At 58.9% G+C, this 23,435-nt stretch carries 19 protein-coding genes; 9 read left to right on the forward strand and 10 right to left on the reverse strand.

The annotated features are described in order from the left end of the window. Nucleotides 1-90 precede the first annotated feature (90 nt). From rimA to rimK, 3 genes are read left to right on the forward strand one after another with little or no spacing between them, the layout of a single operon-like run. Nucleotides 91-870, forward strand: a complete 780-nt coding sequence (gene rimA, locus HBN61_RS12640) for a S6 modification regulatory phosphodiesterase RimA (protein ID WP_094994277.1) — start codon at nt 91-93, stop codon at nt 868-870. A gap of 15 nt (nt 871-885) precedes the next feature. Continuing rightward, nucleotides 886-1,368, forward strand: coding sequence for a retropepsin-like aspartic endopeptidase RimB (gene rimB, locus HBN61_RS12645; protein ID WP_094994278.1), 483 nt, complete (start codon nt 886-888; stop codon nt 1,366-1,368). Beyond that, on the forward strand, nt 1,365-2,270 hold the full coding sequence (gene rimK, locus HBN61_RS12650) for a 30S ribosomal protein S6--L-glutamate ligase (RefSeq protein ID WP_047272929.1): 906 nt from the start codon (nt 1,365-1,367) through the stop codon (nt 2,268-2,270). Before rimB ends, rimK begins: the two co-directional genes overlap by 4 nt. A 71-nt stretch (nt 2,271-2,341) precedes the next feature. Here rimK and HBN61_RS12655 read toward each other — a convergent pair whose 3' ends face one another. Both HBN61_RS12655 and ompR read right to left on the reverse strand, forming a co-directional pair. Then, nucleotides 2,342-3,655, reverse strand: a complete 1,314-nt coding sequence (locus tag HBN61_RS12655; RefSeq protein WP_094994279.1) for an ATP-binding protein — start codon at nt 3,653-3,655, stop codon at nt 2,342-2,344. Nucleotides 3,656-3,766: 111 nt separating this feature from the next. Then, nucleotides 3,767-4,507 (reverse strand): osmolarity response regulator transcription factor OmpR, encoded by a 741-nt coding sequence (gene ompR / locus HBN61_RS12660; protein WP_047272927.1) that lies wholly within the window; start codon nt 4,505-4,507, stop codon nt 3,767-3,769. A gap of 359 nt (nt 4,508-4,866) precedes the next feature. Between ompR and HBN61_RS12665 the strand changes: the two genes are divergently transcribed. The 4 genes from HBN61_RS12665 to HBN61_RS12680 all read left to right on the forward strand — a co-directional run bounded on the left by HBN61_RS12665 (nt 4,867) and on the right by HBN61_RS12680 (nt 10,003). After that, the gene (locus tag HBN61_RS12665) at nt 4,867-7,188 is read left to right on the forward strand and encodes a Tex family protein (RefSeq protein ID WP_170046899.1); all 2,322 of its coding nucleotides are present in this window, start codon (nt 4,867-4,869) and stop codon (nt 7,186-7,188) included. Then, the gene (locus HBN61_RS12670) at nt 7,188-7,571 is read left to right on the forward strand and encodes a PaaI family thioesterase (protein WP_094994280.1); all 384 of its coding nucleotides are present in this window, start codon (nt 7,188-7,190) and stop codon (nt 7,569-7,571) included. Before HBN61_RS12665 ends, HBN61_RS12670 begins: the two co-directional genes overlap by 1 nt. Before the next feature lie 198 nt (nt 7,572-7,769). Then, nucleotides 7,770-9,353 carry a glutamate--cysteine ligase gene (gshA, locus tag HBN61_RS12675; protein ID WP_169964536.1) on the forward strand — a complete coding sequence of 528 codons (1,584 nt, stop codon included), beginning with the start codon at nt 7,770-7,772 and terminating at the stop codon, nt 9,351-9,353. A gap of 386 nt (nt 9,354-9,739) precedes the next feature. After that, nucleotides 9,740-10,003 (forward strand): DUF3077 domain-containing protein, encoded by a 264-nt coding sequence (locus HBN61_RS12680; protein ID WP_169964538.1) that lies wholly within the window; start codon nt 9,740-9,742, stop codon nt 10,001-10,003. 68 nt (nt 10,004-10,071) lie between these two features. Here HBN61_RS12680 and argA read toward each other — a convergent pair whose 3' ends face one another. Further along, complete coding sequence (gene argA / locus HBN61_RS12685) at nt 10,072-11,370, reverse strand: amino-acid N-acetyltransferase (RefSeq protein ID WP_170046900.1); 1,299 nt, start codon at nt 11,368-11,370, stop codon at nt 10,072-10,074. A gap of 135 nt (nt 11,371-11,505) precedes the next feature. Beyond that, nucleotides 11,506-12,657: an acetylornithine deacetylase gene (argE, locus tag HBN61_RS12690; protein WP_170046901.1), complete on the reverse strand. Its 1,152-nt coding sequence runs from the start codon at nt 12,655-12,657 to the stop codon at nt 11,506-11,508. A gap of 157 nt (nt 12,658-12,814) precedes the next feature. Between argE and HBN61_RS12695 the strand changes: the two genes are divergently transcribed. Further along, nucleotides 12,815-14,203: a CYTH domain-containing protein gene (locus HBN61_RS12695; protein WP_169964544.1), complete on the forward strand. Its 1,389-nt coding sequence runs from the start codon at nt 12,815-12,817 to the stop codon at nt 14,201-14,203. Nucleotides 14,204-14,249: 46 nt separating this feature from the next. Here HBN61_RS12695 and HBN61_RS12700 read toward each other — a convergent pair whose 3' ends face one another. The 4 genes from HBN61_RS12700 to HBN61_RS12715 all read right to left on the reverse strand — a co-directional run bounded on the left by HBN61_RS12700 (nt 14,250) and on the right by HBN61_RS12715 (nt 18,970). Then, complete coding sequence (locus HBN61_RS12700; protein WP_094994286.1) at nt 14,250-14,819, reverse strand: lipocalin family protein; 570 nt, start codon at nt 14,817-14,819, stop codon at nt 14,250-14,252. Nucleotides 14,820-14,840: 21 nt separating this feature from the next. Continuing rightward, a complete protein-coding gene (locus HBN61_RS12705; RefSeq protein WP_094994287.1) occupies nt 14,841-15,095 on the reverse strand; it encodes a hypothetical protein in 255 nt (84 codons plus the stop codon). Nucleotides 15,096-15,309: 214 nt separating this feature from the next. Further along, nucleotides 15,310-16,320 carry a class 1 fructose-bisphosphatase gene (locus tag HBN61_RS12710; protein ID WP_094994288.1) on the reverse strand — a complete coding sequence of 337 codons (1,011 nt, stop codon included), beginning with the start codon at nt 16,318-16,320 and terminating at the stop codon, nt 15,310-15,312. 202 nt (nt 16,321-16,522) lie between these two features. Next, nucleotides 16,523-18,970 carry a glycogen/starch/alpha-glucan phosphorylase gene (locus HBN61_RS12715; RefSeq protein ID WP_170046902.1) on the reverse strand — a complete coding sequence of 816 codons (2,448 nt, stop codon included), beginning with the start codon at nt 18,968-18,970 and terminating at the stop codon, nt 16,523-16,525. A gap of 252 nt (nt 18,971-19,222) precedes the next feature. Between HBN61_RS12715 and HBN61_RS12720 the strand changes: the two genes are divergently transcribed. Then, a complete protein-coding gene (locus HBN61_RS12720) occupies nt 19,223-19,660 on the forward strand; it encodes a YkgJ family cysteine cluster protein (protein ID WP_047272954.1) in 438 nt (145 codons plus the stop codon). Between the two features lie 140 nt (nt 19,661-19,800). On the opposite strand, the gene typA is transcribed toward HBN61_RS12720, so the two are convergent. Further along, nucleotides 19,801-21,621 (reverse strand): translational GTPase TypA, encoded by a 1,821-nt coding sequence (typA, locus tag HBN61_RS12725; protein ID WP_047272916.1) that lies wholly within the window; start codon nt 21,619-21,621, stop codon nt 19,801-19,803. Nucleotides 21,622-21,760: 139 nt separating this feature from the next. Then, nucleotides 21,761-23,215, reverse strand: a complete 1,455-nt coding sequence (gene thiI / locus HBN61_RS12730; RefSeq protein ID WP_170046903.1) for a tRNA uracil 4-sulfurtransferase ThiI — start codon at nt 23,213-23,215, stop codon at nt 21,761-21,763. Between the last annotated feature and the right edge of the window lie 220 nt (nt 23,216-23,435).

Here is a 23,435-nt window from a genome sequence, read left to right on the forward strand (position 1 = left end):
AGAACTGTACTACCGTTTCTAACGAATAGATGAATCTGGCACCCGGCTAGAATGCCGCTCCTCTCAGCGCCTTTGGCGAGGTTATGTCCCATGACGTTTTTCCCCGATTCCCTGACGGGCGCCAAAAGCCGCTGCGACGCTTGCCGGCAAGCCACGCCGCTGGGGTTCGATTTTCAGTTTGCCTACCAGCCGATCGTGGACCTGCGCGATCAATCGGTGTTTGCTCACGAGGCACTGGTCCGAGGCCCGTCCGGTGAAGGCGCGTTCGAGGTATTGCAGCAAGTTAATGACACCAATCGTTACCGCTTCGACCAGGCGTGTCGCACCCGCGCGATCAAGGGTGCGGCCACGCTGGGCATGCAGCAACATCTATCAATCAATTTCATGCCCAACGCGGTCTATCGGCCAGAACTGTGCATTCGCAGTACCCTGGAGGCCGCCAAAGCCCATGATTTCCCGCTCGACAAGCTGATTTTCGAAACGCTGGAAAGCGAACACATAGATAACTATCGCCATTTGACCCATATTCTGCGTGAATACCGCGAATTCGGTTTCAAGACAGCGATCGACGACTTCGGAGCCGGCTATTCGGGGCTCAATTTATTGGCGGATTTTCAACCTGACCTGATCAAGCTCGACATGGCACTCATCCGCGATGTCGATCAGGACCGTGCGCGTCAGGCCATTGTGCGCGGCGTTGTCATGATGTGTTCTGAATTGAACGTTACAGTCATAGCCGAAGGCATCGAAAGCGCTGGCGAGAGGGATTTCCTGGCCGATTGTGGAATATTTTTGATGCAGGGTTACTGGTTCGCCCGACCTGCATTCCAAGCGTTGGCCGAGGTTCGTCCTGCGGCCTGGATACGTTAATCGCGGTTACTCATATTGAAGACATTTGATCATCTGACCGTTGTCGGTCTGCGCGAGTGGGTGGCGCTTCCCGATTTGGGAGTTGCTGGCTTGCGCGCCAAAATCGACACCGGTGCCAGTACTTCCAGCCTGCACGCCACTGAAATCGAGCCTTTTGTGCGCGACGGTGTCGAGTGGGTGCGTTTCAACGCGCATTTGGGCACGCGGGTGCAACTGCGTCACCGCCGTTGCGAAGCCCCGTTGGTGGCGATAAAAACCATTAAAAGCTCGAACGGGCATACGCAAGTGCGCTATGTGATCCGCACCAGCCTCGCGCTGGGTGATCGGGTCTGGCCGGTGGAGTTCACCCTCGCTTGCCGCAAGTCCATGCGTTACCGTTTGCTGCTCGGCTCGAAAGCCCTGATCGATGGCCAATTGGTCGTTAATCCGGGCCTCAAATACGTTCAAGACAAACCGGTTTTTCCGGTCACTACCCTTTCTGCCACAGGTGCTGCATGAAGATCGCTGTGCTGTCGCGTAACCCGCGTCTGTATTCCACTCGTCGCCTGGTTGAAGCCGGGACAGAACGAGGCCACGAAATGGTGGTGATCGATACCCTGCGTGCCTATATGAACATCGCCAGCCACAAGCCGCAGATCCACTACCGGGGCAAGCCGCTGGAAGGCTTCGATGCCGTGATTCCGCGCATTGGTGCCTCGGTCACGTTTTACGGCTGCGCGGTGTTGCGTCAGTTCGAAATGATGGGGGTTTTCCCGCTGAACGAATCGGTGGCCATCGCCCGCTCGCGGGACAAACTGCGCTCCCTGCAATTGCTGTCGCGGCGTGGGCTGGGGTTGCCGGTGACGGGTTTTGCGCACTCACCGGATGACATCCCCGACCTGATCGAAATGGTCAATGGCGCCCCCTTGGTGATCAAGGTACTAGAAGGCACACAAGGCATCGGCGTTGTCCTGTGCGAAACCGCTACGGCGGCAGAATCCGTGATCGAAGCCTTCATGGGCCTCAAACAAAACATCATGGTGCAGGAATACATCAAGGAAGCTGGTGGCGCCGATATTCGCTGCTTCGTGGTGGGTGACAAGGTGATTGCAGCGATGAAACGCCAGGCCAAGCCGGGTGAGTTCCGCTCCAACCTGCACCGTGGCGGCAGCGCCAGCCTGATCAAGATTACCCCGGAAGAACGCATGACCGCCATTCGGGCTGCCAAGGTGATGGGGTTGAGCGTGGCGGGCGTGGACATCCTGCGCTCCAATCACGGCCCGTTGGTGCTGGAGGTCAACTCCTCACCGGGTCTGGAAGGCATCGAAACCACCACGGGCAAAAACGTGGCAGGGATCATCATTGAACATCTGGAGAAAAACAGCGGGCCGAACCTGACAAGAACCAAAGGCAAAGGCTGACGCCCGTAGCCTCTCAAGAAACAACGCGAGGCTGCGTCCACCGACAGCCTCGCGCGTCCTTCGTCGCGTATTTACACCGCGCCTCGGGGCAGCATCAGCCCCAACGGCAATCTGACGCGTGCTTCAAGCCCACCCCCTGAACGGTTGCGTAACTCGACATTGCCGCCATGCATTGAGGCGATGCGCTTGACGATGGCCAACCCGAGTCCGGTCCCCTTCCCGCCGCGTGCCCGATCGCCACGAATGAACGGGTTGAAGATGTCTTCCAGTTCGCAAGGGTCGATGCCTGCGCCGCGGTCCATCACGCTGAGCACCACATACGGCGCACTCACATCGCCCGACACATAGGCAGCCACTTCCACATCTTCACCCGCATGATGCAATGCGTTGCCGATCAAGTTATTGAGCAGGCGCTTCATCGATACCCGGCGCAGCGGGAACGGCTGAATCGGTTGCAGACGCAAACGAACCCGTTCTTCGTTCTGGTTGTAAGGTGCCACGACCTCACGCACCAGCTCGCACAAGTCCACCTCTTCGACCAGTTCGTCACGGCCATCGCGAATAAAAGCCAGGAACTGATCAAGGATCGCGTCCATGTCTTCGATATCGCGCACCATGTCATCCGTCAGGTCGTTGTGGTTGCCCATCAATTCCAGCGACAACCGCAAACGCGTCAACGGTGTACGCAAATCATGGGAAACACCTGCCAGCATCAACTCTCGCTCGCGACCCGCCTGCTCCACGTCTTCGGCCATCTGGTTGAAAGCACTGTAAACCTCCGTCATCTCACTCGGCGTGTCACTGATCGGCAACCGCACGCTACGTCCCTGACCCAGTTGACGCGCGGCATACACCAGGCGCTTGAGCGGTTGATTAAGCTGGCTGACGAAAATCCACGCCGACGCAGTGGAGAGCAAGCCAATGGCCAAAAACCAGCCCAACACGCTCCATATCTTTTGCCCGCGCAGCGGGTGCGGGTAGAGCGGCACTTTCAGCCAGCCATCCCCCAGGCTCGGCGCTCGAACCCATAAGGCGGGCGGGGAATGCACACGTAAACGAACCTCGGTATCAGCCCCGAGTTCGGCTTGCATCTGACGTTGGTAAGCGCCGCTGTACGGCCAATGCTGCTCCCCCTCGGGCACACCGCCACCCACCACCCGGATCAACCCGGCAGCATCGGCAATTTTTTCGCGATTTTCTTCATCGGCCGCCCAATAGGCACGTAACGTGAGGGCAACGCCGTGGCTGTACTGACGATCAACCAGGACATCTTCATTCATCAACAAGTACACCAATGTCAGTGCCTTGGAGAATAGAACGACGATCAGTACCAGCCAGAGGGTGCGCGAGAAGAAACTTTGGGGAAACCAGAGAGGGGTTTTCATAGATTGATGCTTTTGCAGTTTGCAGGAGCGCGCAGGGATATTCGCAGAAATGGAATTGCGGGCCACTCAGGTAGTGAACAACCTGTGTGACCCGCTCCTACAAATGATCCATCACTTGGTGGCGTTGCCGTCGGGTACAAACACATAGCCCACGCCCCAGACTGTCTGGATATAACGCGGCTTGGAAGGATCCGGCTCAATCATGCGACGCAGACGGGAAATCTGAACATCGATTGAACGCTCCAACGCATCCCATTCACGGCCACGCGCCAGATTCATCAGCTTGTCGCGCGTCAACGGCTCGCGAGCATGCATGACCAGCGCTTTAAGCACCGCAAATTCACCGGTGGTCAGCATGTGAACTTCATCACCGCGTTTCAGTTCGCGGGTCGCCAGTGACAACTCGTAATCACCGAACGTGACGCTTTCGTCTTCGCTGCCCGGCGCGCCCGGCACGGGCGCGGACTGGCGACGCAACACCGCTTTGACCCGTGCCATCAGTTCATCGGGGTTGAATGGCTTGGCCAGATAATCGTCGGCCCCCAGTTCAAGGCCCTTGATACGGCTAAGTTCATCGCCCTTGGCCGTGAGCATGATGATTGGCACGCGATTGTTCGCAGCGCGCAAACGGCGGCAGGCGGACAGACCGTCTTCGCCTGGAAGCATCAGGTCCAATACAACAAGATTAAACACCTCGCGGGCCAACAAACGGTCCATTTGCTCGACGTTTGGTACCGCGCGGGCACGATAGCCTTTGCTGGTGAAAAAACGTTCCAGCAGGCTGCTCAGGCCCGGGTCGTCGTCCACGATAAGAATTTTTTCGCCTTCAGCAGTGTGTGCAGTGCTGCTCATTAGATGCTCCTATGATCTCGGCGCGCATTATGGCGTAGCTGCTGTTATACGCATCGTGTGCATTGTTAGCAGATTTTTCCTTCACAGCCAGTACACAGATCAAGGCGCACGCTGCACGCAGTGCCCTGAATACGGGAACGCTGGTTATAATGCGCCGCCTTTTGTGTCAGGCAACCTCGAATTTTCAACCGCTGCGGCGCAATTATTTTTTTCAGTGCGTGCCGCAATGTGCAGACTTCACGGGTCAACAGGCTGCCCTTTTGGCCCAGGTAGCGGCGCTTTTTAAAGCCGCTCAACCAGCCTCGCAAGCCTTCAAGCCCGGGCCTGCGAGCCTGCATCACAATTTGTCAGGTGGTTTTATGGACAGCATCAACAGCCGCATCGCCGAAGAACTTGGGGTGCGCCCGCAGCAGGTCGAAGCGGCCGTCGCACTTCTGGATGAAGGCTCCACCGTACCCTTCATCTCCCGTTACCGTAAGGAAGTGACCGGCAGCCTGGATGACACCCAACTTCGTCATCTGGAAGAACGCCTGCGCTACCTGCGAGAACTCGACGAACGGCGCATCAGCATCCTCGCCAGCATCGAAGAACAAGGCAAGTTGACGCCAGAACTGGCGCGCGATATCAAACTCGCCGATACCAAAACCCGCCTTGAAGACTTGTACCTCCCCTACAAGCAAAAGCGCCGCACCAAAGGCCAGATCGCCCTCGAAGCCGGCCTCGGTGAACTGGCTGACGGCCTGTTCAATGATCCGAACCTGAACCCCGAAACAGAAGCCGCCCGTTTTGTCGACGCCGAAAAAGGCGTGGCCGACGTCAAAGCCGCCCTCGACGGCGCCAAATACATCCTGATGGAGCGTTTCGCCGAAGACGCCACCCTGTTGGACAAACTGCGCAGTTTTCTCAAGCAGGAAGCCACCCTCAGCGCCCGCGTCATCGCAGGCAAAGAAGAGGAAGGCGCCAAGTTCCGCGATTACTTCGAGCACGACGAGCCACTCAAAAGCATGCCGTCGCACCGGGCGCTGGCCATTTTCCGCGGGCGCAATGAAGGCATCCTCAGCGCGTCGCTCAAAGTGGGCGAAGAATTGCCCGGCACGATGCACCCCGGCGAGATGATGATTACCGAACGTTTCGGCCTGCAAAACCAGAACCGTCCGGCTGACAAATGGCTGGGCGAAGTGGTGCGCTGGACGTGGAAGGTCAAGCTCTATACACACCTTGAAACCGATCTGCTGGGTGAACTGCGCGACGCCGCAGAAACCGAAGCCATCAACGTGTTTGCGCACAACCTGCACGACTTGCTGCTGGCCGCGCCTGCTGGCCCGCGCGCTACCCTTGGCCTGGACCCGGGCCTGCGCACCGGCTGCAAAATTGCCGTGGTCGATGCCACCGGCAAACTGCTGGAACACGCCACCGTGTACCCGCACGTGCCGCACAACAAGTGGGATCAAACCATCTCGATCCTGGCTGCCCTGTGTGCCAAACACGCGGTCGAACTGATCGCCATCGGCAACGGCACCGCGAGCCGCGAGAGCGACAAGCTGATCATCGACCTGATCAAAAAATACCCTGCACTGAAAGTCACCAAAGTCATGGTGTCTGAAGCCGGGGCCTCGGTGTACTCGGCATCGGAGTTGGCAGCCAAAGAATTCCCGGACCTGGACGTGTCGATCCGTGGCGCTGTTTCGATTGCGCGCCGCCTGCAAGATCCGCTGGCCGAGCTGGTCAAAATCGACCCCAAATCCATTGGGGTCGGCCAATACCAGCACGACGTGTCGCAGCTCAAGCTGGCGCGGGGTCTGGACGCCGTTGTGGAAGACTGCGTAAACGCCGTGGGGGTGGACGTAAACACCGCCTCGGTGGCGCTGCTGGCCCGGATCTCCGGCCTCAACGCCACGCTGGCGCAAAATATCGTGAACCATCGCGATGAAAACGGTGCCTTCAAAACCCGCGCGGCGCTGAAAAAAGTCAGCCGTCTGGGTGAAAAAACCTTTGAACAAGCCGCCGGTTTCTTACGCGTCATGAACGGCGACAACCCGTTGGACGGCTCGGCGGTTCACCCCGAAGCCTACCCGCTGGTCAAGCGCATTGCGTCCGACACCGAACGCGACATTCGTTCACTGATTGGTGATGCGAGCTTTCTCAAGCGTCTCGATCCGAAGAAATTCACCGATGAAACCTTCGGTTTGCCGACGGTCACCGACATTCTGCAAGAGCTGGAAAAGCCGGGCCGGGATCCGCGTCCCGAGTTCAAGACCGCCGAGTTCCAGGAAGGCGTCGAAGACCTCAAAGACTTGCAACTGGGGATGATTCTGGAAGGTGTCGTCACCAACGTGACCAACTTCGGTGCGTTCGTCGATATCGGTGTGCATCAGGACGGTCTGGTGCATATTTCGGCGCTGTCCGAGAAATTCATCAAAGACCCGCGTGAAGCAGTCAAAGCCGGTGACGTGGTCAAGGTCAAGGTGATGGAAGTCGACATCCCCCGTAAGCGGGTGGGCCTGTCGATGCGCATGAGCGACACCCCCGGCGAGAAAATTGACGGGGCGCGCGGCGCACGTCCGGGCGCTTCGGGGCGCCAGCAAAATACCGCACCGCGCAAGGAAACCGTGGCCGCGGCCCCTGCCAACAACGCCATGGCATCGCTGTTCGCCAATGCCAAGCAACTGAAAAAACGCTGATGGACATCCCGGCCGGGCTGACCCAAAGCGCGTTCAGTGAACTGATCGGCTGTCGCGTGGTGCAACTTGATGAAGGCGCGGCCCACGTCGCCCTGAGCCTTGAGCCGCACCTGCGCAACCGGGGCGGCAAACTGCATGGCGGGGTGCTGTTCAGCCTGGTCGACATCAGCATGGGGCTGGCCTGTTCCAGTACCCATGGCTTCGATCAGCAAAGCGCCACCCTGGAATGCAAGATCAACTACATCCGGGCGGTGTCCGAAGGCGAAGTGCTGTGTATCGCCAAGGTCATCCACCCCGGTCGCCGCACGCTGGTCGTTGAAGCTGACGTCTGGCAGGGCGAAAAGCGGGTCGCAAAAGCGCAAGGCACGTTCGCTGTCCTGTAGCGGTCACCCGTCGATTTAGGTTAATTTCGGCACTGCATACGCGGTGCCGAAATGCGCCTGGAGCGCCTGGGACCGACACAGGGACGGGGCTGAGCACTTCTTTTAAAAGTCAGGCGACCACGCCGGCTTCAACTTCACCCTTGTAGACCGTCCTGACCACCCCCATATTGGGGCGACTGACGCGTGAAGGAATCCAACTTGAGCCAACTTCTCAACCGCCGCCTGGCTCTGCTCAGCGAGCGCGCTAACCTCACTCTGCTGGAGCAGTGTCTGCACGGGATCGAGCGCGAATGCTTGCGCGTCACCGGCGATGCCCGCCTGGCCCAGACGCCGCACCCCGAAGAACTGGGGTCGGCCCTGACCAACGATCAAATCACCACCGACTATTCCGAGTCGCTGCTGGAGTTCATCACCCCGGCCCTGGCCGACCCGGCTGAGACGCTGGCCAGCCTCGACAAGATCCACCGTTTTGCCTACAGCAAACTCAACAACGAGTACCTGTGGAGCCCTTCAATGCCGTGCCCGTTGCCGGCCGAAGCGGATATTCCGATTGCCTACTACGGCACGTCCAACATCGGACAGCTCAAGTACGTGTATCGCAAAGGCCTGGCCCTGCGTTACGGAAAAACCATGCAGTGCATTGCCGGCATTCACTACAACTTCTCGTTGCCTGAAGCCCTTTGGCCTGTGCTGAAAGCGGCAGACGGCTTTGTGGGCACAGACCGCGATTACCAGTCGAGCGCCTACATCGCGCTGATCCGTAACTTCCGCCGTTACAGCTGGCTGCTGATGTACCTGTTTGGCGCCTCGCCTGCGCTGGACGCAGGCTTTTTGCGCGGCCGGGCTCACCAACTCGAACAACTGGACCCCGACACGCTCTACCTGCCGTACGCCACCAGCTTGCGCATGAGCGACCTCGGTTATCAGAGCAACGCTCAGGCGGGCCTGACACCGTGCTACAACGACCTCAACAGTTACACCGACAGCCTGCGTAAAGCCGTGGCAACGCCCTACGCGCCGTATGTCGAAATCGGCACGCACCAGGACGGCGAGTGGGTGCAACTGAACACCAACATCCTGCAAATCGAAAACGAGTACTACTCCAACATCCGCCCCAAGCGTGTGACCTACAGCGGCGAGCGTCCGATTCAAGCGCTCATGTCCCGTGGCGTGCAGTACGTTGAAGTGCGTTTGCTGGACATCAACCCGTTCCTGCCCGTGGGCATTGACCTGCCCGAAGCCCGCTTCCTGGATGCCTTCCTGCTGTACTGCGCCCTGCAAGAAAGTCCGCAGTTCGACAGCGCGGAGTGCGGCAGTTGCACCTCCAACTTCCTCAGCGTCGTCAAAGAAGGTCGCCGCCCGGGCCTGCAATTGCAGCGTGACGGTCAACCGGTGGACATGAAGGAATGGGCAGCCGAACTGCTGGAACAAATCGCACCACTGGCCGCGTTGCTGGATCAAAGCAAGGGTGACGATGCGCACAGCAAGGCACTGGATGAGCAACTGGCGAAAATCAAGGACGTGTCACGGACCCCGTCGGCCAAAGTGCTGGCCAGCATGGCCGAACACAAAGAAAGCTTCGCTCAGTTCTCCATGCGCCAAAGCATTGCCCACGCTGACTACTTCCGCAGCCAGGCACTCAGCCCTGAAGACCAGGACGCTTTTGAAGAAAAAGCCCGCAAATCGATTAACGACCAAATGGACATTGAAAAAACCGAACAGGGTGATTTCGACCTGTTTGTGGCGTCGTATCAGGCGAGTATTTTGGCGATCAGTAACTGAGGGATGGCTGGCAGCCCGTCAGCCAAACCCCGAAGACGTTCAGGTTTCGCCGTGTCAGAGGCGCGCACGCAAAGGTGCCGCCTCCTACACGAACTGCGGCAACGGATGGCTTCGGGGCGTTGAGTGCAGGCGTACCGTACACCGCCGCTGAAATAAACAGTGGCCGGGCCTGGAAACCCGAGTAACAATTACGCGCCTTAGCGCCATGTACCCTTCGGGGAGTTGGCGTTTTTTGTGCGTCAGTCTTCATCTTATGACGGCTGTGCGCGGGAGGTCTTCGGACCTGCCGGGTTTGCCTAATTGTCCCGGTTTCCAGCCTGCGTACAGCTGTCACCTTCGCCTGGACACGAACCTGACAGCTCTTAAACATATTAGGAGCACACTCAATGACTACCCCTTCCCCGATCAACACCCTCGGCGTCGTAACCTTCGGCCCGTGCGGCGAAAATGACCAACCTCTGTTTTGCGTTAACCCCGGTATACCTTTGCGTCAGGCGCTGGAGCACGTCTCGGCGTTGTTGTTTTGCGCCAAAACGCTGGCCCTGGATGCCGCCCTGGAGAAAGACGGGGAACGCCATGCCTGGGCGTCGCACTACTTGTGCGACATGGGCAAGGCCGTTATTGATGATGTGTGTTTGCAGGCGTTTTAACGACGCACCGAAGCCGCCGCTCGACGCAGGTGTGCTTTGAACGGCGGTTTCAGTCGGCCGTGCAGGCGTTACAGGGCTTTTTCGAAGATTTTCGAATTGCGCTGAAAGTTGTACAACGAGGCGCGGGCTACCGGCAGGCGTTCCACACTGCTGGGCTCGAAGCCGCGCTCGCGGAACCAGTGGGCGGTGCGCGTGGTTAAGACGAACAAGGTGTTGAGGCCCAGCGCCCGCGCACGGTTTTCGATGCGTTCAAGCAATTCATCGCCGCGACGGCCGTGGCGGTATTCCGGGTTCACGGCCAGACAGGCCAGTTCGCCCGCCTCAGAATCGGCAATCGGGTACAACGCCGCGCAGGCGATGATCATGCCTTCACGCTCGACCACGCTGAATTGCTCGATCTCGCGCTCCAGCACTTCGCGTGAGCGACGCACCAGAATGCCCTGCTCTTCCAGCGGGCTGATGAGGTCCAGCAAACCGCCGACGTCTTCAATCGCGGCTTCGCGGATTTTTTCGAACTGCTCCTGCGCCACCAGTGTGCCGCCGCCGTTACGGGTGAACAGCTCGGTCAGCAGTGCGCCGTCTTCGGCATAGCTGACGATATGGCTGCGGGCCACGCCGCCACGGCAGGCCTCGGCGGCCGCTTCCAGCAGTTCAGCCTGATAATCGCTGCCCAGACGCTTCATGTGGGCGGGCACTTGTTGCGGCCGCAGCTCGCGCACCAGACGCCCGTCTTCATCGAGCAAGCCCGGCTCGGCGCCAAACAACAGCAGTTTATCGGCCCCAAGGTCGATGGCGGCACGGGTCGCAACGTCTTCGCAGGCGAGGTTGAAGATTTCGCCAGTCGGCGAATACCCCAGCGGCGACAGCAGCACGATGGAGCGTTCGTCGAGCAGGCGGTTGATGCCCTTGCGGTCCACCCGCCGCACTTCGCCGGTGTGGTGGTAGTCCACGCCATTGAGTACGCCAATCGGACGCGCCGTCACCAGATTGCCGCTCGCCACCCGCAGGCGCGAACCCTGCATCGGTGAGGACGCCATGTCCATCGACAGCCGGGCTTCTATCGCAATGCGCAGTTGACCGACGGCGTCGATCACACATTCCAGCGTCGGGGCGTCGGTGATGCGCATGCCTTCGTGGTAATGCGGCGTCAGCCCGCGGGCTTGCAGGCGGCTTTCGATTTGCGGGCGCGAGCCATGCACCAGCACCAGCCGAACGCCCAAACTGTGCAGCAGCACCAAGTCGTGAACGATGTTGCCGAAATTGGGGTGCGCCACGCCGTCGCCGGGAAGCATGACGACGAAGGTGCAATCGCGGTGGGCATTGATGTAAGGGGACGCGTGACGTAGCCAGTTAACGTAATCGGGCATAACCGGAGCCTGTAAAAAAGTGAGTCGCCTAAAAAGGGCACAAACAGCAAACGCACAACGGGCGGGGGTTATCGTCGAAACTGACTTGGCGACACGCGTGCTCTCCTTGTGTGTACGGGTTGGACCTGCGGCGATTTACAGCGCCGGGGTCAGGCAATAGTGTTCGATCAATTGACTGAGTAGACGCACCGTCGGCTGCAAACGTGACATGTCGAGGTGTTCGCCCGGCTGATGTGCGCAGCTGATGTCGCCGGGGCCGAGGACAATGGTTTCGCAGCCAAGGCGCTGAAGATAAGGCGCTTCGGTGCCAAACGCTACTGCTTCGGCACGGTGCCCGGTCAGACGTTCAGCCACACGCACCAGTTCGCTGTCGGCCGCCTGCTCAAAGGGCGCTACGCCTGCCGCGAGCGGAGCGAAATCAATCTGTACCTGATGGCGTTCAGCCAGTGGCTGGAGCTTGCTGCGGATGATAGCCCGCAGCGCCGTCGGGTCCATCCCCGGCAAAGGCCGCAGGTCGAATTCCAGCGAGCACTGGCCGCAGATGCGATTCGGGTTGTCGCCGCCGTGGATGCAGCCAAAGTTGAGGGTCGGCTGCGGCACGCTGAATTGCGGGTTGCGGTATTCGTGCAGCCATTGCTGGCGCAGGGCCTTGAGTTCACTGATGGCGTCGTGCATGGCATCCAGCGCGCTATGGCCCAGGCTTGGGTCAGAGGAATGGCCGCTGCGCCCCAGAATCTCGATGCGCTCCATCATCACGCCTTTATGCATGCGGATCGGTTTGAGCCCGGTCGGCTCGCCAATCACAGCCACACGGCCCAGCGGGCGACCCGCTTCGGCCAGTGCCCGGGCGCCGGCCATGGAGGTTTCTTCGTCGCACGTGGCCAGAATCAGCAAAGGTTGCTTGAACGGTTGATCGAGCAGCGGCCGGACGGCTTCGATGATCAGCGCGAAAAAACCCTTCATGTCACAGCTGCCCAGTCCGACCCAGCGGTTATCCACTTCTGTCAGCTTGAGCGGATCGGTCTGCCACAAGGCTTCATCGTACGGCACCGTGTCGCTGTGGCCTGCCAGCACCAGCCCGCCGGGGCCGCTGCCATAACTGGCGAGCAGGTTGAATTTACCGGGGCTGACCTGCTGGATGTCGATGGCGAACCCAAGGTCTCCCAGCCACAGGGCCAGTAGATCAATGACCGGGCGGTTGGTTTGATCCAGGTGCGCCTGGGTGCAACTGACGGACGGCGCGCTGATCAAGGCAGCGAATTGCTCTTTGAGGGAGGGTAAAGGCATGCGCTGACTTCCTGTTGGCGGGGCGAGGCCCATCATAGGGCCATCTGAGCAGCAGAATAAACCCATGCGGGGCGCCGGGGCGGCGAGTCCTGTACACTGCACGGCCTTGGCAGCCACACCTTTCCCCGGCTGCGCACCGTTCCTGGATTTTCCGGCCATGCAGAAAGAAACCGAAATCAAACTCCGCGTCAGCCGCGAAACCCTCGCCGCCTTGCGCGAGCACCCTTTGCTGAAAAAGCGCAACAAAAGTGGCTGGGAAAGCCGTGAGTTGCTCAACCAATATTTCGATACCCCGGAGCGCGACCTGGCTAAGGCCAAGGTTGCCCTGCGCTTGCGCCGTGATGGCGAAGACGTGATCCAGACCCTCAAGACCCGTGGCGAGAGCGTTGCCGGTCTGTCGGTGCGCAATGAATACGACTGGCATTTGCCTAAAGCCAAGCTCGACGTCAAAAAACTCGACGGCGAATGCTGGCCCGAAGCGTTGGCCGAGCTGGACAAAAAAACCCTCAAGCCGATTTTCACCACTGATTTCGTGCGCGAGCGCGCTGAAATCTCGTGGGGTCGCGGCAAAGCCAAAGTGGTGATCGAAGCCGCACTGGACGTGGGCCACGTGATTGCAGGCAAGCAGAAAGAAGAAATCTGCGAGTTGGAACTCGAACTGCGCGAAGGCGAACCGGCTGCCTTGCTGGAACTGGCTGCCGAGCTGGCTGAAAAACTGGCGTTGATGCCGTGTGACATCAGCAAGGCAGAGCGCGGTTATCGCCTGTTCGACGCCAACAGCTACTCGGTGAGCCTGCCAGCCCCTGAGCTGACGCCTGAAACCCCGCTGGATGACGCGTTTGCCGCGCTGGCGTGGCATTTGCTGGCCAGCAGCCAGCGTTTGGCCGAGCAATACCGCTTCAATGGCCACTGGCGTCTGTTGCAAGACTGGGTGCAGCAATTGATTGACCTGCGCGCGCTGGTCAGCAGCCTCGGTCAGGCCGCGCCACGCCAATCCACCAGCACCTTGCGCGCCTCGCTGGACGCACTGCTGGAAGACTGGCGCCCGCTGGTGCAGATCGGTCAGGACGACGAAGACGTGCGCAAAGCCGCGCCCGAGCAGTTCCTCGAAGAACTCGAAGACCCGCGCTGGGGCCAATTTTCCCTGAACACGTCGCGCTGGTTGATGGAGCGCAGCTGGACCGTGGATCGTGGCACGACCCGTGGCAATCGTCAGGGCGCGGCACAGCTGAGCAGTTGGCTGCCACGTTTGCTGTCGGATGAAGCTATCGCGTTGCGTCTGAACCGTTACCAGCAGCAACCAGAAGATTTGGCAGAGCAGTTGCCGCGCATCGAGCGCATTCAAGCGTGGCTGCGTTTGGCCCGTGGCGTGCTGGAGATTGCGGAAGTGGACCGTTTGTTTGGCGAGATGAACAAGCTGCAAGAGCTGGCCAATCAGCCACTCACAGACGATGTTGAACACAATGATGCGTTGCTCGATGCCCGCAAGCATCAAGCGATCGCGGTTTACCAGAACCGCGCCTGGAAGACCTTGCTGCGCGCGTAAGCATCATGCAAAGGGCCCTCAGCGCTCGCTGAGGGCCCTCTCCCACTTATTGCGCAGTCTTGGGCATGTCCGCGTCGGGCGTGCGCCAGATCAGGCGTGTGGTGTCGTAGCCTTGCTGTTGAGCCTTGCTGAGTAACTCGTCACGGGTTTGCTGATCAATGGTCGGTTTGCGCGACAGCAACCACAGGTAGCGACGGTCCGGGTTACCGACCAGCGCAGTGCTGTAGTTGTCCCCCAGATACAGCACCCAGTAATCGCCTTTAGTCACACCCGGCAACAGCGTCGAGACCCAGTTATCAAACTCAACCCACAATTTGTCGGTCTTGCCCGGCACTTGAGGCGTCGCTGTGCCTTTGGCCTCCTGCCACTTGCCGTCTTCGGTCAGGCAGCGGTTGAGCACCGCCACATTGCCATCGGGCTTGAGGGTGTATTGAGCTTGGGACTGTGCGCAATTGCGCTGGAAGAACATCGGCAACCGCGCCTGCTCATACCAAGTGCCTTGATAGCGCTTGAGGTCGACGTTATCGACGGTTTTGGGGGCCAGTGCATCGCTGCCGGAGCTGGAGCACCCGGCCAACACCAACGCAGTGCCCAGACACGCTAAAAGTCGCTTCATGGGTAACGCTCCTGTTCAGTCTTATTTCAAGCCCTGACCCGAGAACATCAGCACTTTGTCACCTGCATATTGCACGCTGATAAAGCTGTTTTTATCGCCCCAGGTGCAGCTCGACATACCGAGTGCGCCCGAGCAATCCGTCGGGTTGCCCAACAGCTTCTCCACCTCGGCCTTGGGCATACCGGCCGACAGTTTTGAGTAGTTCTCTTGATTGACCTTGCTGCAGGCCGCCAATAACACACAGAACGACAACAACGCCAAAGAACGCAACTTCATGGAAAAGCTCCTGAATGGGAAAGTCGGCATCGCTGCCTCGGTGAGAGCTTAGAAGAGAAAAGCGCGGGGTGGTTCCCGACAGGCCGGGGTTTTGTTGCAGGCGGGCAGGTAGAGCTCAGGCAACGCGCTGTCGAGGCTGCCGGGTAATGGCGAGACGGTGCACAGATCGGGGGGGCTTGCCCCCCCTTCGCAGCCTGCGGCAGCGACTGCGCGCTTAGGCTTTGTGGTAAGCCGTAATGCGCGCCACTTCTTCTTTGGAGCCCAGGAATACCGCAACACGCTGGTGCAGGCCTTCAGGCTGGATGTCGAGGATGCGCTGGTGGCCGTCAGTGGACGCGCCGCCTGCCTGCTCCACAAGGAACGACATCGGGTTGGCTTCGTACATCAAACGCAGCTTGCCTGGCTTGGAAGGCTCACGGCTGTCACGCGGGTACATGAACACGCCACCACGGGTCAGGATGCGGTGGACGTCTGCCACCATCGCGGCAACCCAACGCATGTTGTAGTTCTTCTTCAGCGGACCTTCTTCACCGGCCAGCAATTCGTCAACGTAGCGCTGTACCGGGGCTTCCCAGTGGCGCTGGTTAGACATGTTGATGGCGAATTCCTGCGTGGATTCAGGAATGCTGATGTCTTCGTGGGTGAGCACGAAGCTGCCCATTTCGCGGTCCAGGGTGAACCCTTTAACGCCATCACCCAGGGTCAGCACCAGCATGGTTTGCGGGCCGTAGATCGCATAACCGGCCGCCACTTGGGTGGAGCCCGGTTGCAGAAATGCTTTTTCGCCCAGGTCGCCGTTCTCGGCCAAGTGGCCTTCAGGGCAACGCAGCACGGAGAAAATCGTACCGACGGGCGCGTTGATGTCGATGTTGGACGAGCCGTCCAGCGGGTCGAATACCAACAGGTAGGCGCCTTTCGGGTATCTGCCCGGGATCTGGTAGGCGTTGTCCATTTCTTCGGATGCCATACCGGCCAGGTGACCGCCCCATTCATTGGCTTCGAGCAGGATTTCGTTGGAAATCACGTCAAGCTTCTTCTGGACTTCGCCTTGCACGTTTTCGGTGCCCATGCTGCCCAGAACACCACCCAGGGCGCCTTTGGACACGGCGTGGCTGATCTCTTTGCAAGCACGCGCCACCACTTCGATGAGGAAACGCAAATCAGCAGGCGTGTTGTTGCTGCGGGTCTGCTCGATCAAATAGCGACTCAGGGTAACGCGGGACATGTAAGGCTCCGAACTAGGGGGAGGGGGCAAAAAACCCGCGCAGTTTAACGCGTGTTGCCGTGCAAATCTTCTAATCAGACTCAGATCCGGCCGAGCGGGTTCAGTTGCGGGCAAAAAACAGCCAAAACCCGTAACTGCCGCCCTGTGACGAGGCTGCGTCCGGTCGCAGCCTCGCGGTGGTTCAGTAGCGCCAGCAAGACCGTTAGAGCGCCTTCCAAATCTCGGTCGCATACTCACGAATGGTGCGGTCGGAAGAGAACCAGCCCATGCGCGCGGTATTGAGTACCGACGTGCGCCACCACGCATCGTTGTCGTGCCACAGCGCTTCAACACGCATTTGCGCATCCCAATAAGCGTCAAAGTCAGCGCACACCAGGAAGCGGTCGTAATCAATCAGCGAGTCGATCAGCCCCGTATAGCGCGCCGGGTCATCGTGAGAGAACACCCCGCCGCGAATCGCCTGCAACACATCATTGAGCCGATGAGACGCGGCGATTTCCGGCCCGGCATTGAACTCGCCACTGAGCTTGCGGGCTTCGACCTGTTGCGCGGTGAGGCCGAAGATAAACATGTTTTCTGAGCCGACACGCTCGCACATTTCGACGTTGGCGCCGTCGAGCGTGCCAATGGTCAACGCCCCGTTGAGGCCGAACTTCATGTTACTGGTGCCCGACGCTTCATAACCGGCGGTGGAAATTTGCTCGGACAAATCGGCCGCCGGGATGATGTTCTCCGCCAGGCTGACGTTGTAGTTGGGCAGGAACACCACTTTGAGCAAACCACGCACAGTCGGGTCGTGGTTGATGGTGCGCGCGATGTCATTGGTCAGTTTGATGATGAGTTTGGCCTGTTGATAACTGGCCGCCGCTTTGCCGGCAAAGATCTTCACACGCGGCACCCAGCGGTTACCCGGCTCGGCACGGATTGCCTGATACAGCGCCACGGTGTGCAGCAGGTTCAGCAACTGGCGCTTGTACTCGTGGATACGTTTGACCTGCACATCGAACATGGCTTCGGGGTTGACCACAATGCCGAGGCGCTCATAAATCAAGGCCGCCAAGGTGCATTTGTTTTGCAGCCGCTGTTCAGCGAATCGCTTGCGAAAGTCTGCACGCCCGGCAAACGGTTCCAGCTGGATCAGGTTGTGCTCGGGATCGTCCTGAAATTGCGGGCCTAGCGCATCCACCAACAGTGCCGTCAGCGGCGGGTTGGACTGGTAAAGCCAGCGCCGAAAGGTCACGCCGTTGGTTTTGTTGTTGATGCGGTCCGGGTACAGCTTGTGCATGTGCGAGAACACGGTGCTGCGCATCAATTGCGTGTGCAGCCCTGACACGCCATTGACGCTGTGACACCCCAAAAACGCCAGATTGCCCATGCGCACACGGCGGCCGTTGTCTTCCTCGATCAACGACACGGCGCGCAGCACGTCAAAGTCATGCACGCCCTGTTCGCGCAGCGAATCAATGTGCAGCCCGTTAATCAGGTAAATGATCTGCATATGCCGGGGCAGCAAACGCTCCATGAGCCCCACTGGCCAGGTTTCAAGCGCTTCGGGGAGCAAGGTGTGATTGGTGTAGGCCAGGGTTTCGACCGTGACCTTCCAGGCGGCACCCCACTCCACGCCGTGTTCATCGACCAACAGGCGCATCAACTCTGCGACGGCAATGGACGGATGGGTGTCATTGAGCTGGATGGCCACGTGCTCGCCAAGATCGAGCAATGCGAAGCCCTGATCCAGATGGCGCCGGATCAAGTCCTTCAACGATGCTGCCACGAAGAAATATTCCTGACGCAGCCGCAGCTCCTGCCCGGCTTCGTTGCTGTCCGCCGGGTACAGCACCCGCGAAATGCTCTCAGCGCGCACCACCTCTGCGACCGCGCCCAAGTGGTCACCGGCATTAAAGCGTTCGAGGTGCATCTCGTGCACCGCCCTGGCCCGCCATAAGCGCAACGTGTTGACGCTGGCACCGCGCCAGCCCACGACCGGGGTGTCGTAGGCAATCGCACGCACGGTTTCGCCCGGCCACCAGACCTGCCGCGGGTGACCCTGTTCATCGATGAGGGTTTCGACCGCTCCGCCGAAGCCGATGAGGTACACCACCTCCGGCCGCTCAAACTCCCACGGGTTGCCAAAGTCCAGCCAGTTTTCGGTCTGCTCCTGTTGCCAACCGTCCACGATGCTTTGGCGAAACAACCCGTGTTCATAGCGAATGCCGTAGCCGTGGGCCGCGACGCCAAGGGTGGCCATGCTCTCCATGAAACACGCCGCCAGACGGCCAAGCCCTCCATTGCCCAGCGCGGCATCGGGTTCAAGCAAACGGATTTGCTCCAGATCCACCCCCAGCTCGGTCAGCGCTTCACGCGCAATGTCGAGCAAACCGAGGTTGCTGAGGCTGTCGTACAGCAAACGGCCGATCAGAAACTCCAGCGACAGGTAATACACCCGCTTCTGGCCTTTGCGGTAAATCTGCCGTGTGTTGTCCATCCAGTGCTCGACCATATGGTCTCGGGCGGCCAGCGCAATGGCTTCGAACCAGTCATGATCGAACGCGTGTTCCGGGTCCTTGCCCACCGCGCAGGTCAGTTTGGCCAGTACGGCGGCGCGGAAGGCCGCCACTTGTGCATCACAAACAAGCGGTTCCTGGGACATCGATACAACCTCAAGCGAGATGGAGCGATTTGAAGAACGAATGGTGTCAGCCTAGACGCTCTGACAGAAGGAAGCGGCTTGTGTTCGAGATTTTTGCGCGATCCTGCGGATAAATCGGCCAAGCAAACAATGCACCGGATGGCGGCACAAAACGGCGGCGCTCGATAGTGAGCAAAAAACCGGCAAATGGTTGTTCAATTCTTGCTCAACCCCGGTATGATCGCGCGCCCTGTTACACGCTGGAATATAAGCCTGATGAAGTCCAACCTGATCGCCGCCGCGGAAATCGACCGTCTCGATACCTGGGCCAAATACACCGCGCCCATGTGCGGCTCCTGCATTTCCAGCTGCTGCACCCTACCGGTCGAGGTCAAGGTCAAAGACTTGATCCGCATCGGGCTGGTGGATGAATTCGAACTGGGCGACCCGCCGAAGAACATCGCCAAGCGTTTGCAAAAAGAAGGGATTGTGGAACGTTTCAACCAGAAGTCGGGCATCTTCACGCTGCAGCGCATGAGCAACAATGACTGCCTGTACCTGGACCGCAAATCGCGCATGTGTACCATCTACGAAAAACGCCCTGATACCTGCCGCAACCACCCGCGTATCGGGCCGCGACCAGGGTACTGCGCGTATATTCCCAAAGCGGTCGAGCGTAAGAACAGCAGCGTTAAATTGATGGATTTTTAAGGCTCGAATTACCCTCAATCCAGGCCCCTCTCAAGGCAGGGAGTTGGAGTGACGGGCAACAGCGCACACAAATCCCGCACATAAAAAAACGCCCCCGACCGCAAGGCCGGGGGCGTTTTTGTAACCGCTAACTAATTAACTTAGTTTTTGGCCTTTTTGGCAGCGCGGGTACGCTCGCCTTCGTCCAGGATCTTCTTACGAAGACGGATGGACTTAGGCGTCACTTCACACAGCTCGTCGTCCTGGATGAATTCCAGAGCCTGTTCCAGGGTGAAGCGAACAGGTGGAACCAGAGCGATGGTTTCGTCTTTACCCGAAGCACGCATGTTGTCGAGCTTCTTGCCCTTGGTAGGGTTAACGCCCATGTCGGTGTCACGGCTGTTCAGACCAACGATCTGACCGTTGTAGATCTCTTGACCGTGTTCAACGAACAGCTTGCCACGCGCCTGCAGGGTTTCCAGGGAGTAGGTCAGCGCCTTGCCCGTTTCAACCGATACCAGAACGCCGTTCTGACGGCCGGACATGTGGCCGGACTTCATCACGTCGTAGCGATCGAAGATCGAGGTCAGGATGCCAGCACCGTTGGTCAGGGTCAGGAACTGGTTACGGAAACCGATCAGACCGCGAGCAGGGATGTTGTATTCCAGACGTACACGGCCCTTGCCATCCGGCACCATGTTGGTCAGGTCGCCCTTACGCAGGCCCATCTCTTCCATCACCTTGCCCTGAGATTCTTCAGGCAAGTCGATGGTGACGTTTTCGAACGGTTCGTGCTTAACGCCGTCAACCATGCGGATGATTACTTCTGGACGGCCAACGCCCATTTCGAAGCCTTCGCGACGCATGGTTTCGATCAGAACCGACAGGTGCAATTCACCACGGCCCGATACTTTGAACTTGTCAGCCGAGTCGCCTTCTTCAACGCGCAGAGCAACGTTGTACAGCAGCTCTTTGTCCAGACGTTCCTTGATGTTACGGGATGTCACGAACTTGCCTTCTTTACCGCAGAATGGCGAGTCGTTTACCTGGAAGGTCATGGAAACGGTTGGCTCGTCAACGGTCAACGGCTTCATCGCTTCAACGTTCATCGGGTCGCACAGGGTGTCGGAGATGAACAGCGAGTCCATACCGCTGATGCAAACGATGTCGCCTGCTGCAGCTTCTTCAACGTCTACACGGTGCAGACCGTGGTGACCCATCAGCTTCAGGATACGACCATTGCGGCGCTTGCCGTCAGCGTCGATAGCAACAACCGGGGTGTTCGGCTTGACGCGACCACGGGCGATACGGCCAACACCGATAATGCCCAGGAAGCTGTTGTAGTCCAGTGCCGAGATTTGCATCTGGAACGGACCGTCACGGTCTACGGCTGGTGCCGGTACGTTGTCGACAATCGACTGGTACAGCGGGGTCATGTCTTCAGCCATGTCGGTGTGGTCAAGACCAGCAATACCGTTCAGGGCAGAGGCGTAAACCACTTTGAAGTCCAGCTGTTCTTCAGTAGCGCCCAGGTTGTCGAACAGGTCGAAGATCTGGTCCAGAACCCAATCAGGACGCGCGCCCGGACGGTCAACCTTGTTGATTACCACGATTGGACGCAGGCCGGCTTCGAACGCCTTCTTGGTCACGAAACGGGTTTGCGGCATAGGGCCGTCTTGAGCGTCAACCAGCAGCAGAACGGAGTCAACCATCGACATCACGCGTTCTACTTCACCGCCGAAGTCGGCGTGGCCCGGGGTGTCCACGATGTTGATGTGGTAGCCGTTCCAGTTGATGGCGGTGTTTTTCGCCAGAATGGTAATACCGCGCTCTTTCTCCTGGTCGTTGGAGTCCATCACGCGCTCGTCGTTGAGCTCGCCGCGCTCCAGAGTGCCGGATTGACGCAAGAGTTTGTCTACCAGGGTGGTTTTACCGTGGTCAACGTGAGCAATGATGGCGATGTTGCGTAGATTTTCGATCACTTGTGTATCTCGATCAGAGGATTCGGTGTGCTGACAGGTCGTGGCAGCGATTAACAATAGAGTCAGGCCTTGCCGTTACAACTTGACGGCGGCGTCGGGGGGCCGGTGACGCAGGCCACAGGCATACAGCCCCGGGCTCTTAGCTCGGTCGATAAACGCGCACATTGGCATGTCCCTCACTGAGCAAATGGTGAGCATGCAGGCGACTCATCACGCCTTTGTCGCAATACAACAGGTACTGACGGGTGTCATCCAGTTCCTTGAAGCGGCTGTTCAGAGCATAGAACGGCAACGCTTGTACTTCGATGCCAGCCAGTTCCAGCGGCTGATCTTCCTGAGCATCCGGGTGACGGATGTCGAGAACGATCTGGCCCGCCAGCACTTCGCTGACCTCTTCGACTTGCAAGTCCTGGCCCAACTCATCGATCACACGATCAATCGGCACCAGTTTGGCTCGCTCGAGCGCACGCTCAAGCACGGCCATATCAAACTGTTGTTCTTCATACTCCACGCGTGGACGCTTGGCGTGGGTCTTGGGGTTGACCGAAATCACCCCGCAATATTCAGGCATGTGTTTGGCGAAGTCGGCGGTGCCGATCTCGGTCGCCAAATCGATGATGTCCTGCTTGTGGCTGGCGATCAGCGGGCGCAAGACCAGTTTGTCGGTCACGCAATCGATCACGGACAGGTTGGGCAGCGTCTGGCTGGACACCTGTGAAATCGCTTCGCCCGTCACCAGTGCGTCGATATCGAGCCGGTCCGCAATACGGGACGCAGCGCGCAACATCATACGCTTCAAAATGACGCCCATATGACTGTTATCGACTTTGCCGAGAATTTCGCCCAGCACTTCTTCGAACGGCACGCTGACAAACAGCACGCGCTGCGAGCTGCCGTACTTCTTCCATATATAGTGCGCGACTTCCATTACGCCCAGTTCATGGGCCCGGCCGCCGAGGTTGAAGAAGCAAAAGTGGCTCATCAGGCCGCGGCGCATGATCTGGTAGGCCGCGACCGTAGAGTCGAACCCGCCGGACATCAGCACCAGCGTCTGCTCCAGCGCGCCCAGCGGGTAACCGCCAATGCTGTCGTGCTGGCTGTGAATCACAAACAACCGTTGGTCGCGAATTTCGATCCGGACTTCGATTTCCGGGTTTTTCAGCGAGATTCCGGCCGCTCCGCACTCGCGACGCAGCTTGCTGCCCACATATTTCTCGACATCCATCGAGGAAAACGGGTGCTTGCCCGCGCGCTTGCAACGCACCGAAAAGATCTTGCCCGCCAGCGAATCGCCGAAGTGCAGTTTGCACTTCTCGACGATGTCGTCGAAGTCACCCAACGGGTACTCATCGACCTGCAGAAAATGCGCGATGCCCGGCATGCAGCTCAGGCGTTCGGTCATCTCTTTCAGGGCTTTGGGGTCGCTCACACGCGTTTGCAGCTCGATGTTGTCCCACACACCACTCACTACCACAGCCGGGTCCAGATCGCGGAGCACGGTACGGATGTTTTTGGCCAATTGACGGACGAAACGCATCCGAACCGGGCGGCTCTTGATAGTGATCTCGGGGAAGACTTTAACGATTAGTTTCATGAAAACAGCGCGCGAGCAGCCTGCCAAAAAAGGGGGGCGCGGATTATAGCGGAAATTGCTCAAGGTTTAACCAGTTATCGTACAAACGGTTTTGGCCGCACCAAAATAGAGCAAAAAGGCAAGTTTTCGCTTCATTTGAGTGCGGTTAAAGGCATGAATCGGTAGGCTGCACCGCTTACCTGCCTGAGTTTGGCGCATTACACCCAAGTCAGGGCACTGG

It is taken from the genome of Pseudomonas sp. WS 5071 (assembly GCF_012985765.1).
Classification (GTDB): Bacteria; Pseudomonadota; Gammaproteobacteria; order Pseudomonadales; family Pseudomonadaceae; genus Aquipseudomonas; species Aquipseudomonas lundensis_A.